The sequence below is a fragment of the Pseudomonas farris genome, assembly GCF_019145235.1.
Classification (GTDB): Bacteria; Pseudomonadota; Gammaproteobacteria; order Pseudomonadales; family Pseudomonadaceae; genus Aquipseudomonas; species Aquipseudomonas farris.
Genome location: NZ_JAHSTV010000005.1, coordinates 1 through 16,416 on the forward strand (window position 1 = coordinate 1; position 16,416 = coordinate 16,416).

11 protein-coding genes are annotated in these 16,416 nt (G+C 59.4%); 1 reads left to right on the forward strand and 10 read right to left on the reverse strand.

The window, feature by feature from the left end; genetic code table 11:
* Positions 1–19: 19 nt before the first annotated feature.
* From astE to KVG95_RS11345, 7 genes are all read right to left on the reverse strand, one after another.
* Positions 20–1,030, reverse strand: coding sequence for a succinylglutamate desuccinylase (gene astE, locus KVG95_RS11315; protein ID WP_217856519.1), 1,011 nt, complete (start codon positions 1,028–1,030; stop codon positions 20–22).
* 12 nt (positions 1,031–1,042) lie between these two features.
* A complete protein-coding gene (locus KVG95_RS11320) occupies positions 1,043–1,333 on the reverse strand; it encodes a hypothetical protein (protein ID WP_007904718.1) in 291 nt (96 codons plus the stop codon).
* Between the two features lie 20 nt (positions 1,334–1,353).
* Positions 1,354–2,700 (reverse strand): N-succinylarginine dihydrolase, encoded by a 1,347-nt coding sequence (gene astB, locus KVG95_RS11325; RefSeq protein ID WP_217856520.1) that lies wholly within the window; start codon positions 2,698–2,700, stop codon positions 1,354–1,356.
* 165 nt (positions 2,701–2,865) lie between these two features.
* Positions 2,866–4,335 (reverse strand): succinylglutamate-semialdehyde dehydrogenase, encoded by a 1,470-nt coding sequence (gene astD, locus KVG95_RS11330; protein WP_217856797.1) that lies wholly within the window; start codon positions 4,333–4,335, stop codon positions 2,866–2,868.
* Positions 4,332–5,357, reverse strand: a complete 1,026-nt coding sequence (gene astA / locus KVG95_RS11335; RefSeq protein WP_095051595.1) for an arginine N-succinyltransferase — start codon at positions 5,355–5,357, stop codon at positions 4,332–4,334. The genes astD and astA overlap by 4 nt, the downstream gene beginning before the upstream one ends.
* A gap of 87 nt (positions 5,358–5,444) precedes the next feature.
* Positions 5,445–6,464: an arginine/ornithine succinyltransferase subunit alpha gene (gene aruF, locus KVG95_RS11340; protein ID WP_007904685.1), complete on the reverse strand. Its 1,020-nt coding sequence runs from the start codon at positions 6,462–6,464 to the stop codon at positions 5,445–5,447.
* A gap of 225 nt (positions 6,465–6,689) precedes the next feature.
* On the reverse strand, positions 6,690–7,910 hold the full coding sequence (locus KVG95_RS11345; RefSeq protein WP_217856521.1) for an aspartate aminotransferase family protein: 1,221 nt from the start codon (positions 7,908–7,910) through the stop codon (positions 6,690–6,692).
* Positions 7,911–8,214: 304 nt separating this feature from the next.
* Here KVG95_RS11345 and KVG95_RS11350 point away from each other — a divergent pair, with 304 nt between their 5' ends.
* Entirely contained in the window at positions 8,215–13,260 is a 5,046-nt protein-coding gene (locus KVG95_RS11350; protein WP_367616745.1) for a dermonecrotic toxin domain-containing protein, read from the forward strand.
* 23 nt (positions 13,261–13,283) lie between these two features.
* Here the strand turns inward: KVG95_RS11350 and argR are convergent, their stop codons facing one another.
* The 3 genes from argR to KVG95_RS11365 all read right to left on the reverse strand — a co-directional run bounded on the left by argR (position 13,284) and on the right by KVG95_RS11365 (position 16,415).
* On the reverse strand, positions 13,284–14,264 hold the full coding sequence (argR, locus tag KVG95_RS11355) for a transcriptional regulator ArgR (protein WP_217856523.1): 981 nt from the start codon (positions 14,262–14,264) through the stop codon (positions 13,284–13,286).
* Positions 14,265–14,510: 246 nt separating this feature from the next.
* A complete protein-coding gene (locus KVG95_RS11360; protein WP_007904680.1) occupies positions 14,511–15,275 on the reverse strand; it encodes an ABC transporter ATP-binding protein in 765 nt (254 codons plus the stop codon).
* 27 nt (positions 15,276–15,302) lie between these two features.
* Positions 15,303–16,415, reverse strand: a complete 1,113-nt coding sequence (locus KVG95_RS11365) for a M14 family metallopeptidase (protein WP_217856524.1) — start codon at positions 16,413–16,415, stop codon at positions 15,303–15,305.
* Position 16,416 lies beyond the last annotated feature (1 nt).

The window sequence follows — 16,416 nt, forward strand, 5'->3', positions numbered from 1 at the left end:
CATTTGTTATATGTTGTGCTTAAGCGAGGTTTTCGTCGGTAGTCGGCACGATCAGGATGCCGGCGCGCAGGCCGTTCTTGACCCTGGGGTTCGGGAAGATGATCCGGGCGCCCTTCTCTTCGATGATCCAGCGGGTATTGGCGATATCCTCGGCCAGCACATACCCCACTTTCAACTCCGAAAAGTTTTCGATATCCGCCGGCAGGTTCAGACGGAAGCTATCGCTGTGCTTGATGATTTCCCGTGCGACGCTGAACAACTGCAAGCCATCCAGCCCTTCGTCGGTCATTGGCGGCTCGGTGCCTTCGATGATCTGCTTCAGGCGGGTTTCAAGAAGGTCGACGTTGACCCCGTCGTTCTGCCCGAACGGCCGGGCCTTGCCCAGCTCCAGGGTGAAGGACTCGGCATCGAGCTTGTCGTAGGTGTAGGAGCTGAAGACGATGGAGGGTTTGTTCTGCAGCAGCACCGCTTCCATGCCGGCGGCGCGCAAGCGAGCCAGTTCCTGGCGTGAATGCTGACGACCTTCTTTCCAGGGATACAGGGCGAACTGCTCGATTTTCGAGCCACGGATCGCTGTGTGCAGGTCGTAGTGCAGGCGATTGCGGTCCGGCAGGCTGAAGAAAGTCGCCGCCAGCCGCTCTAGCTCACAAGCGCGTAACGCCTCGGAACCGCTGGTTTGTTCGTGACGGCCGTTGAACAGCCGATTGACGTCCTGCTCGATAAAACGCTCACCGCGGCGGATAGCCTCGGGGTTGCCGAACAGAAACAGAATACGTGCGCGCGGCTTCAAGTCACCGCGGGCGATGTCATGCAACAGACGATCGAGCAGCTCGATCGGCGCTGTTTCGTTGCCATGGATGCCAGCCGAGAGCAGCAGGTCCAGGCCATTGTCGCGGGCTTCAGGTGGCCGGACTTCCAGCGCACCTTCGCTCAACCAGCGCATCCGCACGCCTTCGACAGTCAGTTGAGTCTTCTCCGCCGGTTCGCGGCCGGCGAGGGTCAGTTCAAGCAGTTTGCCGAGGGCGAGCATAGAGCGGTTTCCTTAGTGGTCGTGATTGCAATCCGGGCCGTGTACATGGTCCTCATCATCACCGACGTCGGCCGGTTCCATCTCCAGTTGCAGACTTACCAGATTAGTCGCCAATGGGCGCAGCAGCAGGTTTGCGTATTCAGCGTCACCTTCTTCGACGTCCACGCCGATCAGCAACTGGCCACGGCCGTCCTGCTGGATCCACAGCTCTTTGCCTTGCCACATGACCGCGACGCGGGTGCAGGAAGTTTCCAGTTGCGTGCCGTCGGTGTCTTCAAGGATCAGCTGCAGGGTATCGCTCATGTGTTTTACGCTCTCGACGTTCAATTGATCTGGAATGGATAAACCGCGCCCAGTTTAAGGATTTGCGTCAGTTCATCCAGTGCCGTCCGGCACTCAAGCAGCAATTGCGGGTCCGCGAGATCGTTTTCGGTCATGCGGTCGCGGTAGTGCTTGTCGACCCATTCGGTCAATGTGCCGTACAACGGTGCCGTCATGATAACCCCTTGGTTGACGGCCGCCAGTTCGGTTTCGTTAAGTGCGACACGTAACCGCAGGCAAGCCGGGCCACCGCCGTTCTGCATGCTCTGTTTGAGATCGAAAACTTTTACTTCGCGGATCAGGCTGCCAGAACTGGTCAGGCCTTGCAGGTACTGCCAGACACGCTCGTTGCCACGGCATTCTTCCGGCACGATCAATAGCATGGAGCCGTCAGGACGCGACAGCAGCTGGCTATTGAACAGGTAGGAACGAACGGCGTCTTCCACGGTGACCGCGGAACGCGGTACGCAGATCGACTGAAATTTCCCACCGACTTTTGCGAGTTTGCCGTGCAGTTCAGCGAGCATCTGTTCGGTGTCGAGGAAGGCGTCCTCGTGATAGAACAGCACTTCGCCGTTACCCACTGCGATCACGTCGTTGTGGAACACACCTTGATCGATCACCGAAGGGTTCTGCTGCGCATAGACCACGCCCTCATCGCTCAGACCGTGCAGACGCGCGACGGCCTGGGACGCTTCGAGCGTCTGGCGTGCCGGGTACTTCTGCGGATTCGGGTAACGAGTGTCGAACGCACTGCGACCGAACACGAAAAACTCGACGCCAGCTTCACCGTAGTCACGGCAGAAACGGGTGTGGTTGGCCGCGCCTTCGTCACCGAACTGCGCCACGGCGGGCAAAGCAGCGTGGTGAGCAAAGTGCTTCTGATCGGCGAACATCGCCCCCAGTACGCGGCTGGTGGTCGGGTGTTCGATGCTGCGGTGGTATTTGCAGTTCAGGTTGGCGGCGGTGAAGTGCACGCAACCATCCGCGGTGTCGGCACTCGGGCTGACCGTGGCGGCGTTGGCCACCCACATGCTCGACGCCGAGCAACTGGCAACCAGCAGCGGCATGGCATCTCTAGCGGCGCGCTCGATTACCTGAGCATCGGTACCGCTGAAACCCAGGCGGCGCAGTGCGGCTACGTCCGGACGTTCTTGTGGCGCCAAAACGCCTTGCTGAAAGCCCATCTCCATCAGCGCTTTCATCTTCGCCAAGCCTTGCAGCGCGGCTTCCTTCGGGTTCGAAGACTGCTGGCTGTTGCTCTGGGACGCGACGTTGCCGTAAGACAGGCCGCCGTAGTTATGGGTCGGCCCCACTAGACCGTCAAAATTGACTTCATAGGATTTCATCAGCGAGGCTCCACGAGAATCTGTTGTTATAGGCATCAGTAACTAACTGTTCAGTGCGACCAAGTCGCGACCATCGCGGGCAAGCCCGCTTCCACAGGTTCGGAGGTGTTCACAAATTTTGTGTTCCTCTCAATCACTGTGGAGCGGGCTTGCCCGCGATTGGCGTTAAGCCATCTTCACGCCAGGCGTCAAAGCAGCAGGCAACACCAAGTTCGGGGTTTCCAGCGAGGCTACCGGGTACGCGCAGTAATCTGCGGCGTAGTAGGCACTGGCGCGATGGTTACCCGATGCGCCGACACCGCCGAATGGCGCGCTGCTCGCCGCACCGGTCAGCTGCTTGTTCCAGTTGACGATACCGGCGCGGCTTTCCAGCCAGAACTGCTGATAACGCGCTTCGGAATCCGACAGCAGACCGGCCGCCAGGCCGTAGTCGGTGTCGTTGGCTTCAGCGATCGCCGCTTCAAAATCAGCGTAGCGGATCACTTGCAGCAGCGGACCAAACAGTTCTTCGTCCGGGCGATCGGCAACTGCCGTCACGTCCAGAATGCCCGGGGTCAACAAGGCTGCCTGAGCCTGAGGCTGAGTCATTTCCAACAGCGCCACGGCGCCGTTGGCCAGCAGATGTTCTTGCGCATCCATCAGCGCTTTCGCAGCGCCGAGGGAAATCACCGAGCCCATGAACGGCGCCGGTTGCTGATCGAACGCACCGACTTCAATCGTCGAGCTGACCGCCACCAGACGCGCCAGCAGCGTATCGCCCCAGGCGCCTTGCGGCACCAGCAAGCGGCGGGCACAGGTGCAACGCTGACCGGCAGAAATGAATGCCGACTGAATGATGGTGTAAACGGCGGCATCGAGGTCCGCAACCTGATCCACCACCAATGGATTGTTGCCGCCCATTTCCAACGCGAGGATCTTGTCTGGACGACCGGCAAACTGCTGGTGCAAGTGATTGCCGGTACGGCTGGAACCGGTGAAGAACAGACCGTCGATGCCCGGGTTCGCCGCCAGGGCGATACCGGTTTCGCGAGCGCCTTGCAGCAGGTTCAGCACGCCAGCCGGCAGACCGGCTTCGATCCAGCACTTGACCGTAAGCTCGGCAACTTTCGGGGTCAGCTCACTCGGCTTGAACAGCACACTGTTACCGGCCAGCAGCGCTGGCACGATGTGACCGTTCGGCAAATGGCCGGGGAAATTGTAAGGGCCGAACACCGCCACCACACCATGGGGTTTGTGGCGCAACACCGCAGTGGCGTCGCCCAGCGGGCCGCTCTTCTCGCCGGTACGTTCGCGGTAGCTTTGCACCGAGATGGCAATCTTGTTGACCATGCTGGTGACTTCAGTCGCCGCTTCCCACAGGGGTTTGCCGGTTTCTTCACCGATGGTGCGAGCCAGTTCGTCGGCGTGATTCTTCAGCGCAGCGGCAAAGGCTTCCAGCACACTGATGCGCTCTTCCAGGGTACGGCGGGCCCAGCCTGGGAACGCCTGACGCGCAGCTTGCACAGCCGACTCGACCTGACCGGTCGTGGCGCCTTCGCCGGTCCACAGCACTTGCTGGGTCACCGGGTTTACCGATTGAAAGGTTTCACCCTGGCCAGCCAGCCATTCACCGGCGATGTATAGCGAATTCATTATTTCGACTCCCGAGCAGCGGACAACGGAACGGCGCGCACTTGATCGCCGGCGTTGAGTTGAAGACGTTTGGCGGTCAGCGGATCGACCACCAAAGTGCCGGCGGCGAAGCGTGCTGGTGCGGCAGTGATCCGGCAGTCTTCACGCTTGCGGTTATGAATCAGGAACGGCGTGGCATCGTCACCCGGAGTGCCGATGGCCAGCACCAGCGCCTGGCTGTCGCGTACTGCGCGAATCTTGGTGGTTTCGCATTCCACCGCAGGGCCGGCATCGAAGATGTCGACGTAGCCTTGGTAGCTGAAGCCTTCGCTCTTGAGCATCGACAGCGCCGGCTCGGTGTCCGGGTGAACCTGGCCGATCACGTTGCGCGCATCTGGCGACAGGAAGCAGGTGTACAGCGGGAATTTCGGCATCAGTTCGGCGATGAACGCCTTGTTGCCCACACCGGTGAGGTAATCGGCCTGGCTGAATTCCATCTTGAAGAAATGCCGACCCAGGCTTTCCCAGAACGGCGAACGCCCGGCGTCATCGGACACACCGCGCATTTCGGCGATGATTTTGTTGCCGAACAGTTGCGGGAACTCGGCGATGAACAGCATCCGCGCCTTGGCCAGCATGCGGCCGTTGAGGCCAGTGCGGAAATCGGCGTGCAGGAACAACGAGCACAACTCGGAATTGCCGGTCAGGTCGTTGGCCAGGAACAGCGTCGGAATTTCGCGGTAGATGTTCAGCTCTTGCGAGGCGCTGACGGTCAGGCCGACCCGGAAGTTGTACCAAGGCTCACGCAGGCCGACGGCGCCGGCAATGGCGGAAATACCCACCACGCGGCCGTTGTCGTCTTCGAGCACGAACAGGTAATCCGCATCGCCCCGCCCGGCTTCGCCGCGGAAGGTCTTCTCGGCCCAGCCGACCCGATGGGCCAGACGCTCTTCGTTGGCCGGCAAGGTGGTCAGGCCGGTGCCGGTGCTGCGGGCCAGGTCGATCAGAGCGGGTAAATCGCTGCTGCGTACGGGACGAACGATCATGCTATCTCCTCAAACGGGCCGCTGACGCCACCCGTGAAACTCGCTGCTTTACTAAGCATTCATTCTTTATAGGCATAGCAGCAGGCGTTAAACCGCCACCAGGCGCACGCTGGCACCTTCGCCGACGCCCAAGGCTTCGGCCGCTTCCAGATCCAGGGTCACGGGTTTGCCCGGCGCGTAATCGAGCTCAAGCAAAACAGCGCGGTAATCCTGCAGTTGGGCGTTGGCCACCAGGTACTGACGACCGGCACCTTTGACCGGCTCGCCGATTTTCACCGGGACTACACGGCTCTGGGCGATCGAACGGATCCCCGAGACGCGGGCGTGCAGAGTCGGGCCACCGTCGAAAATGTCGATGTAGTGGTCGGTCTCGAAGCCTTCGCGCATCAGGATGTCGAAAGTGATCTGCGCCCGTGGGTGCACCTGGCCCATCGCCTCTTGAGCGGAGTCCGGCAGCAACGGCACGTAGATCGGGTAATGCGGCATCAGCTCGGCCAGGAACGTGCGGCTTTTCAGACCACACAGACGCTCGGCAGCGGCGTAGTTGAGGTCGAAGAAGTTGCGACCGATGGCATCCCAGAACGGCGAGTCGCCATTTTCGTCGCTGTAACCGACGATCTCGGTCACCACCGAATCGGCAAAGCGTTCCGGGTGGCTGGCCACGAACAACAGGCGACCACGGGAATTGAGCTCCGCCCAAGGCGAACCCACCAACTCCGGCTTCACGTAGAAACTGGTCAGCAAGCTGTTGCCAGTCAGGTCGTGGCACTGGGAGAGCACGTGGATCTTGTTGTGAATCTTCAGCTCGCGGGAGGCATGCACGAAAGTTTCGTTACGGAAGCTGTAGAACGGCTCGGAGTAACCGGCCGAGGCAACGATGGCCGAACAGCCGACCAGCTTGCCGGTGGCCGTGTCTTCGAGGACGAAGAAATAGCTCTCTTCACCGTTGAAGCTGACTTCGGCGGCGAACGAAGCTTCGCTTGCGGCGATCTTGTCGCTCAGGCGTTCAACGTCATCCGGCAAGGAAGTGACACCAATCGGGCTGTCCGCAGCCAGACGCTGTACCTCGCCCAGATCAGCCATTTGCGCGGGGCGCATCACCAGCATGGTGTCACTCCTTTCTCATTTAACACTTTTAGGAAAAATAACCGGGCTGTCATTGAAGACACTCGGACTAATGTGGGAGCGGGCTTGCTCGCGAAAGCGGTGGGTTAGTCGACATCATTGCTGTCTGACCCACCGCTTTCGCGAGCAAGCCCGCTCCCACATTGAATCTGGCCCAGCATAAAAATTGGGTTCGACGCCTGAACAGTTCAGGCGTCGAAGGGACTATCAGGCTTGCGTCAGCTTCGCCGCGGCGCGCTCGAAACGGTCCAGACCGGCATCGATATCGGCGTCTTCAACCACCAGGCTTGGCGCGAAACGAATCACGTCCGGGCCGGCTTGCAGAATCATCAGGCCTTCACGCTCGGCGGCGTTGAAGATGTCTTTGGCCTTGCCTTTCCAGGCATCGTTCAGCACGCAACCGAGCAGCAGGCCCAGACCGCGGACTTCAGTGAAGAGGCCGTACTTCTCGCCGATCTGCTCAAGACGGGTCTTGAACTTGTCGTGCTTGGCATTGACGCCGTTCAGCACTTCAGGCGTGTTGATCACATCGATCACCGCTTCAGCGACAGCACACGCCAGCGGGTTGCCGCCGTACGTGGTGCCGTGGGTGCCGACGACCAGGTGTTTGGCCAGGTCTTCGGTGGTCAGCATCGCTGCAATCGGGAAACCGCCGCCCAGGCTCTTGGCGCTGGTCAGGATGTCCGGGGTCACGCCGTAATGCTGATAGGCGAACAGCTTGCCGCTGCGGCCCATGCCGGTCTGAACTTCGTCGAAAACCAGCAGCGCGTTGTGCGCGTCGCACAGTTCACGAGCACCTTGCAGGTAAGACAGCTCGGCCGGCAGTACGCCGCCTTCGCCCTGGATCGGTTCCAGAACCACCGCGCACGTCTTGTCGGAAACAGCGGCTTTCAGCGCGGCCAGGTCGTTGTAAGGCACGTGGGTGATGCCAGTGATCTTCGGACCGAAGCCGTCGGAGTACTTCGACTGGCCACCGACGTTCACGGTGAACAGGGTACGGCCGTGGAAGCTGTTGAGCGCGGCAATGATTTCGTACTTCTCGGTACCGAAACGGTCATGGGCCACGCGACGGGCCAGCTTGAAGGCGGCCTCGTTGGCTTCGGCGCCAGAGTTGCAGAAGAACACACGCTCGGCAAACGTGGCGTCGACCAGCTTGTGGGCCAGGCGCAAGGCCGGCTCATTGGTGAACACGTTGGACACGTGCCATAGCTTGTTCGCCTGCTCGGTCAATGCAGCGACCAGCGCCGGGTGCGCATGGCCCAATACGTTAACGGCAATCCCGCCGGCGAAGTCGATCAGCTCGCGGCCAGACTGGTCCCAAACACGGGAACCGGCACCACGCACAGGAATGAAAGCGGCTGGCGCGTAGTTGGGAACCATTACCTGGTCAAAATCGGCGCGTTCTACCGCAGCGTGCTCAACGGACATCGGAGTCTCCTGAAGAGGAACACTCGCCTGAAACTGGCGAGCGATGAGGGGATTGTAAGGACAGTTTTCAGCCCGGCCTTGCCGCCAAGCGACAACTTCTTATAGCGCAAACACAGGTTTGGCCCGGGTTTATGGCAATGCGACAAATAGCGTCGCAAAGGCGCAGTTTAAACTGCCTGCAGGGTTTGCGGCAGGTTGCGAGGATCTTACTCATCCGGATTTTGCGGTGGCGGTATATATGTACCGCACGTCGCTGGCGCTCATGGTGTTTTCTGAAGCCTTCTTAACGCCAACGGCAACCTTCATGAGCCTTATTAACGAAAATCCGGACGCTATCGATCTCGATCCGATGCCACCCTTCAGCAGGGACACCCATTACCAGCATCTGGTGAGCGTCATCCCCCACTGGCTGACGCAGGCGACTCCGCAAAAGCGTGAAGCCTTGAGCAAGGCCAAGCCTCGCCTGCCGACCGGCCTCAACAACGCGTCCCGCAGCCAGCACGCCGAATTACGCACACTCAATGCCTTGCACTGGCAAACGCAGAATCGCGTCGATCAGTCCCTGGCCAAGGTAAAAAATGCCAACGACTTTGCCGAACCGTTGCTGGTTGCAGCGCTGAAGGAGCGCTTCGGTCTGGAGCTGGACGTCCACCAAACCTTTTTGCGTCTTTATATTCTCGCCCATATCCCGTGGCTTCGACTGAAGTCGGGTGCGGCGCGCATCTGGACGGTGTCGCTGCTGGACGCCGCGCTGCACAATTTCGAAAGCAGCGAAACCGAGGACGACGCCTTCGAGCCCGCCTCGACCTACATCAGCGCCCCTTCCTCTGCAGGGCATTTCAATGAACTGCCGCACGTCCTGCTAAAAATGCCCATCACGGCATTCACACAGCTGTGCCGGGAACTGGATATTGGCGAACACTACAAAACGTACCTCGAAGAAAACCTGGGCATTAGCAACCCGGTGGTCGCGGCGACCCTGCAACCCAGCATCCGCGACAGCCAGAAAACGGCCCTCAACACCGCCCTGCAAATGGCCTACATGCAAAACCAGCTTGGCGGCGATGTCCATCGCCTGATCCTTGGCTTACTCGACGGCCTGCAACATCTACGTCTGCGCGGACAGGCATGGGGCTGTCATGAACTGACTATCATGAACGCACGCCTGACTGGCATCGTGCTGTTTTCCCCGGATCTGGAACGTGCGCCTGAAGTGGCCCGAGTGGTGGCCTATATCCCCGACGACCCCGAACACCCGATCAAGGAATATGCCTCCTCCGGCGCATTCGCCCAGGAGTTGACCCAGCGCTTGCGCAGTCCTGACTATCAACAGTTCTTCAGCCGCTTTATCGATCATGAGGATCGCGGGCACTTCTTCGCTCAGTTAAACGACCGACTTGTCCCCATTACCTGGCAACCGGTTCAACCTGGCGACCCACGCCCCACCTGGAGAGAAAAACCAAGCCAGCGCGCCAACCTGCAAATGACGGCGACGCCGATCAAAGGCGATCTGTGGGTCCATCTCTACCAACGCAAACTCGACAAGATCCTCAACGATGCCCGAGTCATCGCGGTATCCACGGCGACGGTCGATCAGAAAGCTCGCTGGGCATTATGGGACTCCTTCACGGAAATCGCTTCGGCACTGCTAAACATCGCAGCCTTTGTCGCCCTGCCATTCGTGCCATTCCTCGGCGAGCTGATGCTGGCTTACATGGCGTACCAGTTACTCGACGAAACCTTCGAAAGCATTGTCGACTGGGCAGAAGGTCAGACGAGCGAAGCCTTCGAGCATTTCATGGGCGTGGTTGAATCGGCCGTGCAACTGGGCACCTTTGCTGTCGGCGGCGTCGTGGCAGCGGCCGAGTTTCGCGCCGTGTTGCCGCGCGAAATCGTTCAGTTCATCGACCGGTTCCATTCGGTCAAAACGCCCCAAGGCGAAAGCCGCTACTGGAAGCCGGATCTGAGCATTTATGAACAGCCCGGCACCCTTCCTCAGGCTGCCAGCCCCGATGAACTCGGGCTGTACCGCCACGACGGTAAAACCCTGTTGTCACTGGATAACAAACCCTACGCCGTCAGCCAGGACTCCGAGACTGGTGAGCACCGCATCGATCACCCGAGCCGTCCTGAAGCCTATAAGCCCGCACTCAAACACAATGGCGCCGGAGCCTGGCAGACCGAAATCGACCAGCCGTTGAGCTGGGATCAAGCTACCGTGCTGCGCCGCCTCGGCCCTGACATGGAGCGATTCGCACCCTCGATGCGTGAGCGAATGCTGCAGATCAGCGGCTGCCACGAGAATGCCTTGCGCAAGATGCATGTGAATTCCAGTCAGACGCCTGCGCTGCTCGCCGATACACTGAAGCGTTTCATGATCGATCAGGACATCCAGACCTTCATCGAGCTGATCGGCAGCGAGCAACCGACCGACTACCTGAAAGCCGACCTCGTCACGCAACTGGAACTGCTCTGCGACAACAGCTACTGGCCTGCTGACAAAGGACTGCGCCTGGTCGACAGCAAAGCACAAACCCTCTGGGAACGCGGAGCCGATGGCCAACCCATGGTCCAGATCAATCAGGCGCACCTCAGCAACGGCGACCTGATCAAAACGCTATTGCTGAACTTGGGAGAAACCGAAACCAGAACGCTGATGGGCGAACATTTCGGCACGCCCTCCCCCAGCTTGAGCACCCGCGCCCGCACGTTGCGCCGGACCTTGGCAACGCTCGCCGAGAGCAAGCGAGAAACCCTGTTCGACAATCGATACCGCCGACTCGATCGCGCTACCTCTGGGCTCACGCAAAAACTCATCGACGCCGAACACGGTTTGCCGAGCAGCGTGGCAGAAGCACTGCTGCAAACCGCCAGCGATAAAGAGCTGCAACAACTGGGGCGCGGTATCTTGCCCGAACGCCTCGAACAACTCACCCGTGAAGCCCAATTACAAGTCAGGATCACCCGGGCTTACGAAGGCCTGGAGATTCCCTCAAGCGCCAACAACCCCGACACCGATCGACTGGCCCTGCACACCCTGAAACGACTGCCGGGCTGGTCAGGGCAGATACGCCTGGAAATCCGCGAATACGCCCATGGTGGACGCCTGCTCGACAGTGTCGGCAATGCCGATGCGCCAATCCGCAAAGTGCTCGTTCTAAATGCGGATGGCAGTTATCAGGCGTTTGACGATGCCGGTCTTGAGCTCAGCGGCGCGAGCACGTTCTATCTGGATCTATTGCAGGCGCTACCGGACAGCGAGCGCTCGGCACTCGGCATCCACATTGGCGAAGGTGAAAAACTCAAACGGCTGATTCGCACCCATGCCCTGAATCGCGAGGAACTGCACTCAGTCCTGACGCAACACCCAATCCTGAAGCCCACCTACGATCCGACCGTCATGCGTTTGCTCGGTGGCACGGATGGCTATCATCGCGCAAGGTTCGGTACGCCAACTCTACAGGCCTACGCCCATGACCTTTTCCCGCAATTGTCACGCGAGGAACTGCAAACCTTTGTCGAACGCTTGCAACAGCACCCGAACGGCCCACGAGCAGAGCTGACCCGGCTCATCGCCGAACGCGCCCGACTCAGCAATGCCCTGCAACTCTGGCGTAACGAAATCCCACTGTTCATGCCGGATACCCAGATCAGAATCACCCCTGAACAATTCAGCATTCAGCAGCGAAATCGCCGATTACTGGCAGACGAATTACTCGATTGCTGGCGACAACAAGCCACACCGCTCCATGGTGAGGCCCCTCTGGTCGAATTCCGTTTTTCCCAACCAATACTGGGTGAATTTCCGGTACTCGGCGAGGGCTTCAGTCACGTGACAAGCCTGTCGCTGGACGGCCATAGCGCCACACGCGGGATGCATGATTTTTTGCGAGGATACTCAGGCTTGCGTCGCCTCGCCTTGCGCGGCTTCAGGCTGAATCACCTTCCGCAAGCCATTGTGCAATCGCCGAACCTCACCGAACTGATTCTCAGCGACTGCGCCATCACCCTCACACCAGAGAGCCACGCCACCCTGTCAGCGCTGAACAAACTGGTGGTTCTGGATCTGTACAAAAACCCGCTGGGGTTCAACCCCACTGTCGAGAACATGCCGCAGCTAAGCTACATCGACGTATCGGACACCGGCATTTCCGGCCTCCCTCCCGGTTTGCTGACGCGCCCACACCTTCGAACTGCCCTGCTCAATGACAATCACATCCAGGAACTGCCCACCGCGCTTTTCGATCTCCCCACTGCCACCAGCGAGGGCGTCGACCTGGGCGGTAACCCGCTTTCGGCCGCCACTCGCGAACGCATAAAAATCCATTTCGGCCGTACGCGTCAGGACTTCGCCGTGTTTGCCGAACAGGCTGATATCAATCGGGTGCAGGCGCTGTACCCAGGCATGGACCAGGAAGAAGCCAGTGAGTTTATCTATCTGCAGCCTGGGACATTGGCCGACGGCAAAATGGCGATCACACGCCTGGAAACCGAATTCAACACCCTCAACAACGACCTGTCAGCCTGGACAGCAGACGTACCGGCGGTGCACCCGGTGAGCGGAGCCCCTTTCACCGCGCAAGAGTTGCTCAGCGAACATTCGATCAGGGATGAATTCAAACGGATTGTGGAACTTTGCTGGCGCCGGCAAACCGATCTGGACGATTTCAATCAGCAACTTCAACCCACCTACGAGCTGAGCCTGCCCACCATTATTATCGGTAACTTGCCGGCGCTGCGGGCCGACTTCAGTCACGTCTCGCTGCTGTATTTACACAGCGTTGATGGACTGACCTCAGGGGCCGAGCGTTTTCTGGAGAGCTTTCCCCGTCTCAAGGGGCTGACCATTCGTAACTACCGGCAGCAGAATTTCCCCGAGCCGATTTCCAGGATGGGCGATTTGACCGCATTGTCGATGACCGATTGCCAACTCACCCTGACGGCGCAAAGTGCACTGGAACTGGCACAGATGGAGCGGCTTGATTATCTGGACCTGAGCGACAACCCGCTGGGTGCCACGCCAGACGTGAGCCAGATGCCTCGTCTCACGACCCTGTTGCTGAACAACACCGGCATCACTGAATTGCCGCCGGGCCTGTTGCGACTCAAATCCCTGGACACCGTGGATCTGAGTGAAAACGCGATCACCCACATACCCGCCGATATTCTGGAATTGCCGCGGGACGTCAGTGAGAGCATCAATCTGAGGGGCAATCCACTGTCAGAGGAAAGCGTACAAACGCTGATCAATTATTTCAGGCAGACAGGTTTCGATTTCGGAGTCGATGAGGTCATTGATCAAGCGGAAATGGAGGTGTCGTCGTCCGAAGGCTCTGACGTCGATGAGTGATCGACGCCAGACTTAACGACGGATCAACCGCGTTCCGACGGCACCGATGACAACTCGAACGGACTGCTGCTGCGCCGCTGGTTGCGATCTTCCCGCGGCGTGGCGCCGAAGAAGTTGCGGTAGGCGCTGGAAAAATGCGGCCCCGAAGAGAAGCCACACGACAGGCCGATCTGGATGATCGACTTGCTGGTTTGCATCAACATCTGCCGGGCCTTGTTCAGGCGCAATTCCAGGTAGTACTGGCTCGGCACACGGTTGAGGTATTGCTTGAAGATCCGCTCCAGTTGCCGACGCGATACGCACACATGCTGGGCGATTTCGTCGGTGGTCAGCGGCTCTTCGATGTTGGCTTCCATCAGCAACACCGCTTGGGTGAGCTTCGGATGACTGGACCCCAAACGGTTCTGCAACGGAATGCGTTGGCGCTCGCCGCCTTCACGGATGCGTTCGACAACCAGTTCTTCCGACACCGCACCAGCCAGTTCAGCGCCGTGATCACGGGCCAGCACTGCCAGCAGCAAATCGAGTACCGACATGCCTCCGCATGCGGTGAGGCGATCGCGATCCCAGTCAAACAGATGACTGGTAGCAATCACTTTCGGGAAACGCTCGGCGAAATCGTCCTGCCAGCGCCAATGCACGGCAGCGCGGTAACCGTCGAGCAAACCCAACTGCGCCAACGGGTAAACACCAGCAGACAAACCGCCAATCACACACCCGGCTCGCACCAGTTGTTTCAGCCCACTGCTGAGCGCTGGCGCAAGTGAGGTCGGTGGCTCGTCAGCGAGCAGGAACAGTTTCTGGAAGTTTTCGAGCTTGCCGACCCAGGGCTCACCCGGCAATTGCCAGGCACCTTCGGTCGGCGGTTCGGCCTGCAAAAACGACAGTTCGTAAACAACGTCCGGGTGCACACGCTGGGCAACACGCAAGGCCTCCTCAGCCAGCGCAAGCGTCAGAGCTTTAGTGCTGGGCCAAATCAGGAAACCAATTCGATGGGCAGTCATGGCGGGCAATCCGAAACGAAAACAGTGATGAAGGCATGGGCCAATGCTAGCCCGTAAATGAACGCAAATCTCAAAACTAATAGCGATCACCTGTGGGAGCGGGCTTGCTCGCGAAGGCGGTGGTTCAGATAGCAACGATGTTGACTGATACACCGCTTTCGCGAGCAAGCCCGCTCCCACAGGGAATTGGGGCCAGCCTTTAGGTTGCGAAGCATGCACTATACCGGTGCGCAACGGGAGTTCGGTTTACTTCAGGCTGCCCGAGAGGAATTGTTGCAAACGCTCAGACTGCGGATTGACCAGCACTTCGCGCGGGTTGCCGCTTTCTTCGACGACGCCTTTGTGCAGGAACACCAACTGGTTCGACACTTCACGGGCAAAGCCCATTTCGTGCGTCACCACCACCATGGTCCGGCCTTCCTGCGCCAGGGCCTGCATGACTTTCAGCACGTCACCGACCAATTCAGGGTCCAGAGCCGAAGTCGGTTCGTCGAACAGCATCACCTCAGGTTCCATCGCCAGCGCACGGGCAATCGCCACACGCTGCTGCTCACCGCCGGACATGTGGCCAGGGTAAGCGTCTTTGCGATGAGCAACACCGACCTTGTTCAGGTAGTGCTCGGCCTTTTCGCGGGCTTCGGTCTTGGACATGCCGAGCACGTGGACCGGCGCTTCCATGATGTTTTCCATCGCGGTCATGTGCGACCACAGGTTGAAATGCTGGAACACCATCGACAGGCGCGAACGCATGCGTTGCAGCTGTTTCGGGTCGGCGGCTTTCAGCGCGCCGTCCTTGTTGGCGACCAGTTTCAGCTCTTCATTGTTGAGCAGAATCTTGCCCGCGTGCGGCTGCTCGAGCAGGTTGATGCAGCGCAGGAAAGTACTTTTGCCGGAGCCACTGGAGCCGATGATGCTGATCACATCGCCAGCCGCCGCTTTCAGGGACACGCCCTTGAGCACTTCGTGACTGCCATAGCGTTTATGCAGGTCTTGGACTTCAAGTTTGTACATGCGGTCGGTTCTCACAAAAACAGTCAGTCAGTCGTTGAGCAAGCGCCCGTGACGCAGCGCATCGCGCCCCGCCACCTTGGCCAGCCAGAAACCGGGTTGGGCATAACGCAGCCGTTCAATGGCAAACAGCACCCCGGACGTACCAGCACACACCGTGCTGACCCGATCCGATAACGGATCGATCACTTCAAAAATCTCATCGCCCGCTTCAACCCACTCACCGGGTTTACGCAGGAAACTCACCACGCCAGGATGCGGCGCGAACAGCAATTCTGTGCCTTCGAACGGCATGCCTTCGCAAGCCTCTTGCGCAGGCTTTGGCCACTCACCGCTGATCAAGCCCTGTTCAGCGAGGAACGCCAGAATGCCTTCGGCGTAAGCCTGCGCCTCTGGGCGACCGGTATCGGATTGGCCGCCCAACTCGATGGTCGTCGCCAAGCAGGCCAGTGGAATCTGAGCGTCCGGAAATAGACGCGACAGACGCAGCCATGGCAGCGAACACGCTTCATCAAAGGAGCTGCCGCCGGAATCTTCCGCCAGCAGGCCGACCTTGACGTTCAAGTGTGCAGCCAGTGAACGCCAATGCGGCCAGTGTTGCGGCAAGGCATACATGTGCAGCGCCGCTTCGCAATCGCAGTGCAAATCCAGCACCACGTCGGCATTGCAGGCATGGCTGAGCAAAATGCGCTGCATGCCTTGCAACTGACTCGCGGCAGGCGGCAATGCAGCCAGCACATCGCTCATGGTTTCACGGATCAAACGGATATTGGCGTGAGGATCGTCACCCAGGTGCCCTTGGAGCTCAGCGGCAACCGGCTCGCTCAGTTCGACGAAATCCCGGTTGAAGTTCTTGCCGCTGCCGGCTTCGAAACGCCCTTGATGGTTACCCTGAAGCAGTTGACCGAGGCCCAGTGGATTGGCCACCGGTACCAGTTCAATCACACCGTTCAGCAAGCCTTGGGCTTCGAGTTCGGTCAGGCGCTTTTTCAGCTCCCAGGCGGTGCGCATTCCCGGCAGTTCATCGGCGTGCAGGCTGGCCTGAATGTAGGCCTTGCGCTCGCCAGCGCCGAAGCGGAACACCGAAATCCGGCGTTCGCTGCCCAGGTGGCTCCACGGCAAAGCATGATCGATGCGTTCCATA